This is a genomic window from Alteromonas sp. BMJM2 (genome assembly GCF_027257845.1).
Lineage (GTDB): Bacteria > Pseudomonadota > Gammaproteobacteria > Enterobacterales > Alteromonadaceae > Alteromonas.
In genome coordinates this window covers 167,203-181,066 of sequence record NZ_JAPVOT010000005.1, presented here as the reverse complement: position 1 = coordinate 181,066, position 13,864 = coordinate 167,203, and the positions used below count along the sequence as shown (strand labels likewise).

The following is a 13,864-nucleotide window of genomic DNA, read 5'->3' as shown; positions in this document are numbered from 1 at the left end:
GGGGAATAGCCATGTTTTTAAATAGCCTTACGTTTGAATGGCGATATTACCTTCGCCAACCTTCCTTTTACGTCACCATGCTGGCGTTTTTCTTATTACCTTTTTTGGCAACTACTACCGATAATGTTCGTATTGGTGGCGGTGGAAACGTGCTGTATAACGGCTCGTTTGCTATTACTCAAACCGCGCTCATTATGGGTATTTTTGCGCTGTTTTTGTTGGTTAACTTTGTTTCTGGTACTGCCACTCGAAACCACTCCAGCAATATGGGCGAGCTAATATACACTCGGCCTATTACGCCGCTGTCGTACCATTTGGGCCGGTTTTTAGGTGCCTATTTGGTCAGTATTTGCGTGTTTGCTATGGTGCCTATTGCTATTTTACTAGGCTCGTTAATGCCTTGGATAGATCAAGAGCGAATAGGGCCCACTAATCTTAGTTTCTATCTAACTACCTTTTTCTACTTCTCAGTACCCAGCATGCTAGCGCTTGGTATGATTTTTTATGCCGTTGCCCAGCGCCTTCGCTCAATTATGGCCGCATACTTGGTCGCAATGGGTATATTCATTTTCTACCTAATTAGCGGCGTAGTCACTTCTGAGCCGGAATACCGCACCATTGGCGCATTGATAGACCCCTTTGGTCTTCGTACCTACGCCGAGATAACCCGTTATTGGACAGTGTTTGATAAAAACACCACCGTTGTGTCGTTAGAAGGTGTGTTACTGCAAAACCGTTTGATATGGCTTGGCATTGGCGCATTTATTCTCGCCACTGTTGGCAGTATTTATCAAATGCGCTGGCAGCAAAAAAGCCGTAAAGAAAAACCAAGTAAAGCCTCCACTGTGGCTCCACCGAAAACCCTTAACCTTACTATTAAAGCAAAGGCGGGTGGGCAGTTTGGTAAGTTACTTACCCGCATTGGCTTTGAAATGCGCCAAGTTATGTTTAGCCCAGCCCTTCTTGTGCTCATGATTTTTACGCTGTTCAACCTGTCTGCCCTGTACTTTGTGCCTATAGGCGGTATGTACGGTACGCCAGACTGGCCGCTTACCTATAAAATGGTTGAATTTGTTCGCGAAAGTTTTGGGTTGATGATGCTAATAGTTATCACCTATTACAGTGGCGAAATTGTATGGCGTGAGCGCGGCTCTGGTATGGGCGATATCGTCGATTCAACACCCGCTTTCAACCTGATTTTTTGGGTTTCTAAGTTACTTGCGATGTGGGCAGTAACTGCAGTGTTATTTGCTATTGGCATTGTTTTTACCGTTATCTATCAGGCTACCCAGGGGTATTTCGACTTTGATTTTAGTACGTATTTAATTGGGATCTATTTTGTATCATGGGTTCCCTGGGCGCTATTGGCGGTTCTGGCATTCTTTATTCAGGTACTAAGCCCGAATAAATTTGTGGGTATGCTGCTGTTTGTGGCGTACTTCATTGTTAGCTTAGTATTTGCTGAGCTAGGTTTAGAGCACAACATGTACAGCTTTAGCGAAGCGCCAAGAGTGTTGTATTCCGACCTTAACGGCTGGGGATGGTTCTTAGCTCCGTTCGCTTGGTATATGGTTTACTGGGGCGCACTGTCGCTAGCTCTATTCACCATTGGTTATGCATTGTGGCAGCGTGGTCCAGAAGTATCACTTAAACACCGTTTTAAGCTGCTAGGTTATCAGTTAGGGGCGTCTGGAAAGGTCGTGTTAGCAGCAAGCCTTCTCGTATTCGTACTTACGGGTGGCTATATTCACTACAATACCAAGGTAGTTAACACTTACCTTACCCAAGATGAAACCTTCGAGCGTCAAGCTGAATACGAGAGTCAGTTTAGCCAGTATGAAGACGACCTCATTCCGATAGTAACCCAAGTTAATGCGAACGTTGATATTTATCCAGAGGCCCGCCGTGTAGAAGTGTTGGCAGATATGACCATCAGCAATCCGTTTGATGAGCCAATTTCCCGCACCTTGCTGTCGATTCCACGATTTACGACTACATGGGATGTAGTGATACCTGGCGCGCAAATTACCGAACGCTTCGACCACCTGTCTGCGGCGTGGCTAACCTTTGACAAACCACTAATGCCAGGTGAAACCAGGAAAGGAACGCTATCAGCACTGCGTGAGCATAAGGGGTTCAAAGATGGCGGCTTCGATTTGCAGGTAGCCGAAAATGGCACATTTATCGATAATTTCTCGCTGTTTCCATCTTTTGGGTTTAACGGGCGTTATGTAATTTCAGACCGACACGAGCGACGTAAGCGGGATCTGCCAGAGCGCCCTCGTGCCTATAAACTGGAAGATACCTCACGTTATGCTGAGAGTGGGTTTGGTAAGGGAGTCACCTTTATCGACTTTGAAACTACGGTGTCGACCAGCGGCGACCAAATTGCTATTGCGCCGGGTTACCTGCAAAAAGAGTGGCAGGAGAACGGACGTAACTATTTTCATTACAAAATGGATGCGCCAATAGTCAATTTCTTCTCCTACCTTTCTGCGCGCCACGACGTTAGTAGAGAAGAGTATAACGGTGTGAATATAGAGGTGTACTATCACCCTGATCACCATTGGAATGTGGATGTAATGGTGCAAAGCGTGAAAGATTCTCTTGATTACTTCACCAACGCCTTTGGCCCTTATCAGCACAAGCAGATGCGCATTATTGAGTTTCCAGGGTATCGGTCGTTTGCGCAGAGTTTTGCCAATACGGTGCCTTACTCAGAGAATATTGGGTTTATTGCCGACCTGCGCGATCCTGAAGATATAGACTATGTGTACTATGTTACCGCCCACGAAGTAGCTCACCAGTGGTGGGGACATCAGGTAGGTGCTGCCAATGTTCAGGGCCAATCAATTATTATTGAAAGTTTGTCTCAGTACAGTGCCATTATGGTATTGCGTGAACGCTTTGGCGAAGAGAAGATGCGTCGCTTCCTCAAGTATGAACTGGATCGCTATCTTCGCGACCGCGGTAGCGAGCTGATTGAAGAAATGCCGTTTATGCGCAGCGAAGAACAGCAGTATATTCATTACCGTAAAGGCTCGGTAGTCATGATGGCAATTCTAGACAGGTTAGGTGAGAAGCGTGTTAATACGGCACTGAAAAACTTTCTTGAGGCATATAAGTTTAAAAACGACCCGTATCCAACTACGTTAGATTTACAGGCTGCCCTTAATGCTGAGGCGACAAGCGAGGAACAGCAGTTTATCGCAGACTTGTTTGAGCGCATTACCCTATACGACTTAAAAATGCTGTCAGCTGAGGTTGAAGAAATTAGCGACGGTAAGTTTGCCGTCACCATGACAGTATCGGCGGCTAAGTTTGAGGCTAATGGCGATGGACGCGAAACCGAAGGTAATGTTGATGAATATATCGATATTGCGTTGTTTACCGGCGATCCAGAAGATATTTCTGGCGACACTACGGTGATTTATAACCAGAAACACAAGTTAACCAGTGGAGAAAATACAATAACGGTAACGGTGGATGAAAAGCCCGCTTACGTGGGAGTAGACCCCTTCGTTAAAATGATTGATAGAGACAGTGGAGACAACGTGATTCAGCTGTAATTTTGTCGGATAAAAAAGCGGAGCAGGGCATATTTCATATTTTGGAATGTGCTCTGATTTTGTCCAAATACCATATCAAATCTGCTCGAGCTGCCCAACCTTGAGTGTCCGCATTCTTTACATTTTTTTAATAAGATTTTTTTAGTCTTTGTTTTTTAAGGTTTTTATTTTTGGTTTGGATCTTGCTAGACCAGTTTTACTTTTAAACACATGGAATTACCTAAACATGGATAAGTTCATTTCACGAAAGCTAACAGCCAGTGCTGTTGTTGCTGCACTAACAATCTGTTCTACAAGCATAATCGCTGCACCAATCGTTCTAAATAACCACGGTTTTGAAACCGGCGATTTAAGTGGCTGGGATTTTATTGGAGACGTAGTTGCATCAAATTCAACGGATGTGACGACTGACAATGGTACAGTTTATTCGATTAGCCCTTTTCAAACTCATATGGCCTATTTGGATTCTCAAGGTGCTACTGTTACTGAAATAGAAGAGTTCTTAGGTATACAAGTCGGTAGTTTATTTGAAGCGCAAAGTGTCGGCAACTCTACAAACGATAGCGGTAACTTTGAAGGTGGCCCTGAAATTCCACAAGAGGTAATTTCTAATGCAAATAGCGCTGAATCGGGCGACGTAAATACACAAAATCAAAGTCCAGTTGAAATAGCAGATATTGAACCAGTGAGTAACGGCAATTTTTCACTAACTAATGGTTCTGCAATTTCTCAAAGCTTTTTTGCCGAGGCGGGCGATACTATTTCCATGTCTTGGAATTACGTAGCGCGAGACTATATACCTTATACTGACCCGTCGTTTGCTATTCTTGTAGGCCCGAATGGTGAAACGATAGTTGACGTACTAGCGACAACTACTGGGCCAGGTTTTGCTACAGGCTCAGATGGTATCTCAGGTGTATTTCAATTTACAGAAGAGTTAACTGAAGCTGGTGAATATACAATCGCATTTGCGGTTACTAATTCGGGTGATACAGCATTAAACTCGGCATTGTTTTTAGACAATGGGACTAGTTTGTGTGAACCTAATTGTAATGAAGAAGGTTCGCCTGAAAACCCACTTTTACCAGAAGAAGATGATACTCCAGACGTATTTGATTTTACGTTTGAGGTAACAGAGCCAAGTACCCCTATATTTATCGACCCTATCGTAGCTATTGGATACGACTACGTAGTTCACGACGGTCCCAATGTTGCGAGTGTCATTTTACCTAGTATCGGTGATGGTGTTTTCGATCTTTATGGTTGGGACGGCGGCGACTACACTAATTTCTTAGGCTCAGTTAATGCGGGAGTTGAATTTGATTTTGGAAGCCTTGGTGTAGACCGATTCAGAGTTTCTGGTATTGAGGTAGAAGCTGGTTTGGATCCTACAGATTCAACTGCCTTTATTACGGGACTAACATTCGTTAGTGCGGGAACGGTAGATATAAGTCAAACACCTATTAGCATTGAAGTAGCTGCAGTTCCTTCACCATCTACGCTTCCTCTTATTGGACTTAGCTTATTGGCTGGGTTCTTCATGAGAAGAAAACGTAAATAATTGAGTTGTCGAACTGTATGATCGCTATAAGAGGGGGGAAGCAAGTGCAAAAATTTACTTTCCCAAAAACGGTATTATTGCTTTTAGCATTGTTTAGCTTTAGCAATCTAGCTTGGGTAGAAGAGTTGGGCGACGAGAGCCCAACAAATCTACACAATAGCGTTGTTAACGAGACGTTGTACTCCGACAGTTGGCAGTTGAATTGTGAACCTGCAAAATCTAACGAGGGGCTCAGTTGTGTAGCGTCTCAGCAGGTGAAAGTTAAGCCCAGTGAAGGCACCGTTTTAGGCGTAATGTTGGCCAAAAAGAAGAAGGACGCTAAACCGCATTTAGTTCTTCGGCTGAGTGCTTTGGCCAATGTTGATAAGGGCGTCGCAATAAAAGTCGACAAACACTCTTTTTATAGAGCGCCGATTAACGGATGCAACAGCAGCGTCTGTGAAGTCAAAACGTTAATTGATGATCAATTGCTATTGCAAATGCTTAAAGGCAGCAATATGTACGTTGCGTTTTTTATCGATGACTCCCAAGTGACCTATCCGGTGTCATTAGACAATTTTGACGAAACACTCAAGAAAGTGATTGAGTCAATTTGATGTAAGTCACTGCCTGATATTTGCGTATACAATATACCAAAAGCCAAAGGCGCTCATTCGAGCGCCTTTTTTATGGATTTTTCAGCTATGCTACAAGCTTACTTATCGCCTCTACAAAAGCCGGAATATCGTTTGGGTTTCTGCTGGTAACCAACTTCCCATCTTGTACTACTTCTTCATCTTTCCAGTGTGCTCCGGCATTAATCAAATCGGTTTTGATGCTAGGGAAACTCGTAAGCTGCTTATCTTCGGCTAAATTTGCTTCTACAAGCAGCCATGGGCCGTGGCAAATAGCACCAATTGCTTTAATGTTTTGCTCTGAATAAGCACTTTTGATGAAAGAGACCGCTGCATCGTTCGTACGCAGAATATCTGGATTTATTTGGCCGCCAGGTAAAATCAGCGCATCGTAGTCACTAGAGTTTACAGAGGAAACTTGCGCATCTACATCTACATTATCGCCCCAATTGTCTTCATCCCACGCCGTGATGGTGGTTTGATCATTGATAGACAAAATGTCTACGGTAGCACCTTGCTTAATGAGTTCATCTCTGGGTTGAACTAATTCACTTTGCTCAAATCCATTAGTGGCCAAAATGGCAATTTTTTTACCTTTCAGGTTTTGATCGTTACCCATAATTAAGTACTCCTTTTAGTGTGAATAAGCTTGTTTTTATGCCGATGCAGCATCACAAATATTACTAGCTGCACTGCAGTGACTAACTAATATTAGTGACACTTGAATTGTTTGCGGACAATAAAAACATTCAATAAACGTTTTGCAATAAACAAACCATGTGCGAAATTTTTGTAAGCTTTTGAATTTATTTGGCATTTTTTTATTTGTGGACGGCGAAGAAGATAGCGGGCTGTTTCATTTGCAAACTATGCGTAGGTTTTACAAGAATAGAATATTCAATTAAGCGAATACTGAAATCAATTTGGGTAAGTAATTTGAAGTACAAAGCGCCCCAGCTGTATCCTCGAGTTAGCGATTATAAAGATACAGCGATGAACGCATATTGAGCCAACAAATGGCTTCCTCACAGATAGCCTAAAACTCGTACAACAAAGATCAATACGCCCAAGATTAACCTTTATGATGTTTTTTTAAGCTCGCTATGGGACTTAAGCACCTTGCTTCCATCGTCTTGTTCAATCATATAAGCAGGGTCTGACTCGCTCGCATTGCGGTTAACTGTAGAGCCTTTTATGGTGCGTTCAACATCACTTGTAAACTTCTCTCGAATATTGCCCGACGCACTGCCTTTCCCCCATTCCCATTCAACTTCGGTGTTAATAGCATAATGTTTCATTTCAAAATCCTTGTATTGCTGGCTATATAATCAATCGCCATAGAGACAATTTGTATTAGCCACTATTGAAGAAATACATTTTTTCTAACAGAAATGTAAACGCAATCGACGAGTTAAAGGTTCATTAAATAAGCAGTGTCGATTTAAACGACTCACTGTACGTCTATGCTATTGTCTGCTTCGGAATTATTGCTTTATGTTATACACTTGCCGAAATTATAGATATTGCAGCGCCTATTTTTATGAATAAGTACAACAGCAGTAAAGGCTTTACCCTAATTGAGTTAATTATCGTAATAGTCGTTTTAGGAATACTTGCAGTTACCGCTGCGCCAAAGTTTCTAAATCTGCAAAAAGATGCCCAAGCAGGGTCTCTTGAAGGACTTAAATCGGCGCTTTTAGGGGCTTCGGAAATTGTTTATGCAAAGGCGCTGATTGAAGGGGCGCAGGGGAGTGCCGATACTACCTTAACTTCCGGCATTCGTGTGCGTTACGGCTACCCTTATGCAACGCAAACAAACTTAAAAGAAGTGGCTGATTTTTCAGAAGACGATTGGAAATTAAGTGGCTCTGCACCTGAAGTCACCTTTACGTTAGAGCGTCAAACTGCAGACTTAACTAACGCTGAGATTGCGGCAAGTGATGTGTGCAAACTTACCTATCGTCATCCCAATCAAGGTGAGCAGCCAACAATTACGGTAACCGATTGCAATTAGGCCGAAACTTAGAAACGAAGTGTATCGATAGAAAATTATGACAACAGAGAAGATTACTATTGAACAACCGAGATCAGCACTTAGCACTTTTTTTATAAGCGCTCGCTCTTCAGGTGTATTTTCTATCGTTAATTTTACCAGCATTATCTACATTATTGTGCTGGGGTTAACCTTTAAAGACTTGTACAGCTTTATGGAAGATTGGGTAGTCATTACTCAGGCTGTAGGTGTGTTTGTCATTCTTGTAAACGTTTTAGCCTTAAAAAAAACCAACAATGTACCGCTAGCAGCAGCAATCATGTTGTTTTGTATGTTTGCCATACACATGGCAAACGTCACTTTTGCAGGCGGTATTGATACTGTGCACTATGCGTGGATTTTTATCTTTCCTATCCTTGCTGGTGGAACAATGGGTTGGCGAGGGCAAATATTCTTTTGGTTTATCAGTGTACTCGGCACCGTTTATTATTACGTTTGGCCTGAGCAAATGGACACACTTCCCTACGAAGGTGATATGGGCTATACCTTGGCTACTCGGCTGATGTGTTTAACAATTTTTAGCCTTATCATGCTCACTTACTACTTCACGCTAAACGAAAAAATGCTGTTTTTGCGTAAAGCCCTTAAATTAGCCTCTTTTGAAAGTGACTTGTTCTCTGGGGTGTTTAATTCAAAAGCGCAAAGTGTGTTGTTGGTAGATGAAAAAGGCATAATACAGCGTGCTAATCAAACCGCCCATGCTACTTTTGGCTTTGCTGAAGATACGCTAATTTATCAACCAGTGAGTACGCTATGTTTGCACGCCGACCGGCTTTTTGGTGCAGATACGGTAGACAAACCGACACGTGAAATACAGATACAAACCAAAGATGGACGAATTGTTTGGATTGAATATTCAGCGCTTAGCGTTTTAGATGAAAATGAACATCGACACAGCTTGATCACCATAGAAGACATTAGCGATCGCAAAAAGCACGAGTCTGAGCTGTCTCACCTAGCTCATTACGATCATCTCACCAAAATGCCAAACCGCTTAATGCTACAAGAGCATCTTGCTTCTTTACTCAAACTCCACGCTAATGTGTCTTTTGCTGTTATTTTTATCGACCTTGATAAGTTTAAAGACGTTAACGATATGCATGGTCATGAAGCCGGCGATGCAGTGTTAGTGGAAGTTGCTCGCCGTTTAGAGCGCTGTGTACGAGAAGGGGATTTTATCGGTCGCTTCGGAGGTGATGAATTTATATTGCTCAGTGAAATCGATACGTCTAAAGATGAAATTGTACGCTTGGTTCAGCGCGTGCAACAGGTGATATTACAGCCCATTTATTACCAAAACAGACAACACAACATTGGCTCAAGCGTGGGCATAGCGCAGTACCCAGTTGATAGTGAAGATGCTAACGACTTACTTCGCAAAGCAGATGCAGCTATGTACCGAACTAAAATTAACGAGAAAGGCGCATTCGCCTTTTACAACCTAGATTACGACATTGATTTACAGCGCAAGCTTCGTCTTAACACCGACTTGAATTTTGCATTGGATAAAAATGAATTGTCGTTGGTGTTCCAACCTATATTCGATAAAAACAAAGTGCTTTGTGGCGCCGAAGCTTTGTTGCGTTGGGAGCACAGCGAACTGGGTTTTATTCCGCCAGATGATTTTATTCCAATAGCCGAAGATGGTGGCCAAATTTTACAAATTGGCGATTGGGTTATAGATGCTGCTTGTCAGGTACTGCGAGAGTGGCAGGAGAAGGGGCATTCTGCGCTTAGTATGTCGGTGAATATTTCCTATCGACAACTTGCCGACTGCGCCCTAGTTGATGTAACTCGCCGCTGCTTAAATAAGTATGGCTTGAAAGGCGATAACTTGATACTTGAGTTAACCGAGCGTGTATTTGCCGATGATTTAACGCTGGTTCGAGAAAATATGCGAATGCTCTCTGAACTAGGGGTAAAAACGGCCATTGACGATTTCGGCATTGCCTATTCCAGCTTGAGTTATTTACGTAGTGTTAACTTTGACATTTTGAAAATTGACCGCAGTTTCGTTAAAGATATTGTGGATGATCATGAGGCCAAAAACCTCTGCCTTGCCATACACTCAATGGCAAAAAGCCTGAGCTTACAGGTGACGGCTGAGGGCATTGAAACCGAAGCACATTTTAAAGCCTTAATTGAAATGAATGTAGATAAGTTCCAAGGCTATCACTTGGCAAAGCCACTCACGAAAAGCGATTTTTATAAGTTATTGAGCTAACGCTGCACTGGTAATATTAGAGCAATGTGCTCATACTCAAATTTTTAAGCCATTAAATGAGACAATGGAAACAAAGCTCCCAATATACAAAAAGTTGCTGGTGACATTTCGCGTTGAGCCTGGCTGCCTTGGGCCGCAAGGCCCAGATTACGTGGAAGAATTTTGTGTCTTTGCCAAACAGAAGCTTAAAAATCATCACGGCCATTGTTTGCGTTGGGCGATTAAACCCCGCTACGACAAATCGCTGCCAGAGTTAGAGTTTCAGTTCAAAAATAGCATTGTGTCTCGTGAGAATGCTGACAAATACATGAACAGCTTCGATATCGATATTGATGTGTTTGAGGAAGGGCTAGAGGAGTCTCTAGCCGACCTCATTGATGTGTTTTTTGACCGGTAACATTTATCGACGCTTTTTACGCCCTTTCGATTTCTTCTTGCCTGAAGGCTTATCAAAAGCTTCGAAATTGCCGTATAAATCTTTTTCTATTTTATCTTTTTTAACCGCTGGCGGTTTTGGCTTTGGTGTAAATTCAGAAATAAACGTCTTTTTAAATTGCCTACCCGTAAGGCGTTCAATTGATCTTAGCTGCTTCGTCTCGTCGTCGCTATACAGTGAAATAGCTAAGCCCTTTGCTGATGCTCTGCCCGTACGACCTATTCTGTGAATATAGTCTTCAGGCACATAGGGTAAATCCACATTGATAACGCAGGGTAACTGCTGAATATCGATGCCTCTGGCGGCAAGGTCGGTACCTATTAGTACTTTCAGGCTGCCATTTCTAAAGCCATCTAGCGCTTGCGTGCGCGCGTGTTGCGTTCTATTAGCATGTATAGATTCAGCTGCAATACCCATTGCTTCTAATTCGTTTCTTAATTCATCTGCACCGCGTTTAGTGCGGGTAAAAACCAATACCTGAGACCAGTCATTACTTTTAAGAAGATGAATGACAAGCTCGTGCTTTCGCGCTTTGTCCACCGGATGCAATATTTGCGTGATATTTTCAATATGATCGTGAGCCGTTGCCAGCTCAATTGTCATTGGGTTGTTGAGCATGGTGGCAGCTAGTGCCTTTATTTCTTTTGAGAACGTGGCTGAAAATAGCAGCGTTTGACGCTGCTTTGGCAAGAGACTCTGTATAAAATGAATATGCTCAACAAAGCCCAAGTCCAACATGCGGTCGGCCTCATCAAGCACCAATATTTCGATATGCTCAAAATTAATATCGCCTTGTTTGTATAAGTCGACTAAGCGGCCAGGAGTGGCAATTAGAATGTCTACTCCTTGCGCAAGCTCAAATTTTTGAGGCTCAATGCGAACACCCCCAAAAACGGCCGTCGAGCGAATATTCATACCTTCGCTATAGCTTTCAACGTTTTTAGCAACCTGCGCTGCGAGTTCTCGCGTTGGTGCAACAATGAGCGCTTTTACACAATTCGGTTTTGCAGGTGGTGTATTAGCCAGTAAATGCAAAATTGGCAGTGAAAAGCTCGCCGTTTTACCCGTGCCTGTTTGAGCTATCGCAATGACGTCTCGACCATTGAGTACTGCTGGAATAGCTTGTTGCTGAATAGGGGAGGCACTGGCGTAGCCCTTTTCAGTAACAGTGTTTACCAATTCACTACACAAACCTAATTCGGCAAATAGCGTTAAAGGAGACGCAGAAGATGACACAGATGATGACATAAAGAAGACATTCACAGCTTTTAAAAGTTGGCGATATGATACGTGTTGTTGAGAAATGTTGCGTAATTAATTGTCGACTTATTTTTCTGACTATTGAGTGGTATCCGGTTAAACGTGGTGTTTTAGTTACGTGGTGCTAAGCTTAACAAAAATGAGGCAAATACTATGACGATTGATGAACAAACTGCTCCTGATAAACGGAAGTATCCGCGGTTTAGTCTCAAAGGTGTGCATGCGAATATCATGATAAGTAACCCAGCAGATGACAGCAGCATTTGCTTAGAGGGAAGCATGGTTGATATGAGCTACTCAGGCATTCGAATAAAGTTAGATGCTGCAATGCCCGAGCACCTTCCTGCTGGCAACGCAAAAAGTAGCAATGTGAAGATTGTTTTAACGCTGCCCAGTTCTGGTATGTGCTGCACCATAAAAGGGGCGATTCGTCATATCAACACAGAGTCTGAAGTTGGCTTGCATTACTCCGACTACCACAAAGAAAACGAGGTCGATGCCTTTATGTTTGAATGTATTAAACATGTAGAAGTGCCACATTAAACCTAAGGTTTAGACTACTAAATGAGTAGGCTTACCGAATGTGGTCAGTCGAAATAGACTTTAGTTGAGCCTAACCGAATTGAAATCCGTAAGCATCACTAATAATTATCATTTGCGTGCCATATGTCCTTTTAACTAGCCTTTTGTAATGAGCTTTTGTGTATCGTCTTTTGCGCCTAGTTTGTATTCGGTCTTCTGTAACGAGTCTTTTATGGAAAGCGTAAGGTGGCAAGCGTATGAAGTTCAACAGGCTCGTAGTAAAAAGCAAAATAGCGCAGACACAGCATATGAAGTTGATGCTGTGAATTCACGAGCTTTAATTAAAATTCAACATCAGGACGAGACGGCTATTATGCAAAAGAGAAATATGCAAAAGAAAAGCATGCAAAAACAATCTGTTAAAACGCGTTCAATGAATATCCGAACCCTGCCACGGAAGATAGCGCTAATTGTTACGCTAGTTGCAACCTCATACGGAGCTTTAGCTCAGTCTAACTCACCAACGCAGGTGGAAATGACCGGCAGCGAAGGTACTGTGCTAATGGGCAGCGCAATAACATCATTTGATAACCCGTGGGCCATGGCATTTTTACCCGATGGCCACAGCTTGGTGACAGAAAAGACAGGCGCAATGTGGTTGCTTGATAAAAACCAGCAAAAGCGCGCTAAAGTCGACAATGTGCCTAAGGTTACACCGCGTGGGCAAGGCGGCCTAGGCGATGTGATAGTGCACCCAGATTTTGCGTCGAATAATACTATCTATGTTTCTTATGTAGAGCGAGATGCTAACGATGACGCCTTTAGTGGAGCCGTTATCGAGCGCGCTACGCTCACTATTACTGATAAAGGCGCGAGTCTATCGAACAGAGAGCTAATTTGGCGTCAGTCCCCTAAGGTAACTGGAAACGGACACTATTCCCATCGCATGGCGTTTTCGCCTGATGGTTATTTATTTATCAGTTCTGGTGAAAGACAAAAGTTTACACCTGCGCAGAATATGGCGATGAACTTAGGTAAAATTGTACGCCTGAATGCAGATGGGAGTGTGCCAGAAGACAATCCTTTTTATGGCAATGGTGCAGTGACAGAGCAAATATGGTCGTTAGGTCATCGCAATCCATTGGGTATCGATTTTGATGCGCAAGGTAATTTATGGTCCCACGAGATGGGGCCTCGCCATGGCGATGAATTAAATATCATCGAAAAGGCACGTAACTACGGTTATCCGACGGTGTCCCAAGGCGATCATTATTCTGGTGTGAAAATACCCAATCATGAAGATATTCCCATTTTTAAGTCGCCGGAAAAAGCCTGGGTGCCAGCAATAAGTCCTGCAGGCTTTATTATTTATAAAGGGGACTTACACAAAGATTGGCAAGGCGATGGTTTTATTGGCGGTCTGTCTTCACAAGCGTTGGTCCGGGTTAGCTTTAATCAGGATGATAGAGGGAAGTGGAGTGTTGAAGAAGCTGAGCGTTACGAATGGGGCAAAAGAGTGCGTGAAGTTGAGCAAGATGGTATGGGCAACATATACGTACTTGAAGACAAAGAGGGTGGACGCCTTATAAAGCTTCAAAAAGGTAATTAAATGAGCATGGCCTGCG

The 13,864-nt window shown here is 43.0% G+C and carries 11 protein-coding genes; 8 read left to right on the top strand and 3 right to left on the bottom strand.

Features of this window, described 5'->3' with window-relative positions; all coding sequences use genetic code 11:
- Nucleotides 1-11 precede the first annotated feature (11 nt).
- The 3 genes from O9X84_RS07875 to O9X84_RS07865 all read left to right on the top strand — a co-directional run bounded on the left by O9X84_RS07875 (nt 12) and on the right by O9X84_RS07865 (nt 5,726).
- Entirely contained in the window at nt 12-3,569 is a 3,558-nt protein-coding gene (locus O9X84_RS07875; protein ID WP_269519144.1) for a M1 family aminopeptidase, read from the top strand.
- 226 nt (nt 3,570-3,795) lie between these two features.
- The gene (locus O9X84_RS07870) at nt 3,796-5,130 is read left to right on the top strand and encodes a PEP-CTERM sorting domain-containing protein (RefSeq protein WP_269519143.1); all 1,335 of its coding nucleotides are present in this window, start codon (nt 3,796-3,798) and stop codon (nt 5,128-5,130) included.
- 44 nt (nt 5,131-5,174) lie between these two features.
- The gene (locus tag O9X84_RS07865) at nt 5,175-5,726 is read left to right on the top strand and encodes an invasion associated locus B family protein (RefSeq protein ID WP_269519142.1); all 552 of its coding nucleotides are present in this window, start codon (nt 5,175-5,177) and stop codon (nt 5,724-5,726) included.
- An 85-nt stretch (nt 5,727-5,811) separates the two neighbouring features.
- On the opposite strand, the gene O9X84_RS07860 is transcribed toward O9X84_RS07865, so the two are convergent.
- Both O9X84_RS07860 and O9X84_RS07855 read right to left on the bottom strand, forming a co-directional pair.
- Nucleotides 5,812-6,363: a type 1 glutamine amidotransferase domain-containing protein gene (locus O9X84_RS07860; protein WP_269519141.1), complete on the bottom strand. Its 552-nt coding sequence runs from the start codon at nt 6,361-6,363 to the stop codon at nt 5,812-5,814.
- Between the two features lie 460 nt (nt 6,364-6,823).
- Nucleotides 6,824-7,042: a DUF2945 domain-containing protein gene (locus O9X84_RS07855; protein WP_269519140.1), complete on the bottom strand. Its 219-nt coding sequence runs from the start codon at nt 7,040-7,042 to the stop codon at nt 6,824-6,826.
- A 242-nt stretch (nt 7,043-7,284) separates the two neighbouring features.
- Between O9X84_RS07855 and O9X84_RS07850 the strand changes: the two genes are divergently transcribed.
- From O9X84_RS07850 to O9X84_RS07840, 3 genes are all read left to right on the top strand, one after another.
- Nucleotides 7,285-7,758, top strand: a complete 474-nt coding sequence (locus tag O9X84_RS07850) for a type II secretion system protein (RefSeq protein WP_269519138.1) — start codon at nt 7,285-7,287, stop codon at nt 7,756-7,758.
- A 37-nt stretch (nt 7,759-7,795) separates the two neighbouring features.
- Entirely contained in the window at nt 7,796-10,021 is a 2,226-nt protein-coding gene (locus O9X84_RS07845; RefSeq protein ID WP_269519137.1) for a putative bifunctional diguanylate cyclase/phosphodiesterase, read from the top strand.
- A 64-nt stretch (nt 10,022-10,085) separates the two neighbouring features.
- Nucleotides 10,086-10,418 (top strand): hypothetical protein, encoded by a 333-nt coding sequence (locus tag O9X84_RS07840; RefSeq protein ID WP_269519136.1) that lies wholly within the window; start codon nt 10,086-10,088, stop codon nt 10,416-10,418.
- A 3-nt stretch (nt 10,419-10,421) separates the two neighbouring features.
- Here the strand turns inward: O9X84_RS07840 and O9X84_RS07835 are convergent, their stop codons facing one another.
- Complete coding sequence (locus tag O9X84_RS07835; RefSeq protein WP_269519134.1) at nt 10,422-11,705, bottom strand: DEAD/DEAH box helicase; 1,284 nt, start codon at nt 11,703-11,705, stop codon at nt 10,422-10,424.
- 165 nt (nt 11,706-11,870) lie between these two features.
- Here O9X84_RS07835 and O9X84_RS07830 point away from each other — a divergent pair, with 165 nt between their 5' ends.
- Entirely contained in the window at nt 11,871-12,260 is a 390-nt protein-coding gene (locus O9X84_RS07830; RefSeq protein ID WP_269519133.1) for a PilZ domain-containing protein, read from the top strand.
- A 412-nt stretch (nt 12,261-12,672) separates the two neighbouring features.
- On the top strand, nt 12,673-13,848 hold the full coding sequence (locus O9X84_RS07825; RefSeq protein ID WP_442864516.1) for a PQQ-dependent sugar dehydrogenase: 1,176 nt from the start codon (nt 12,673-12,675) through the stop codon (nt 13,846-13,848).
- The last annotated feature ends 16 nt before the right edge of the window (nt 13,849-13,864 follow it).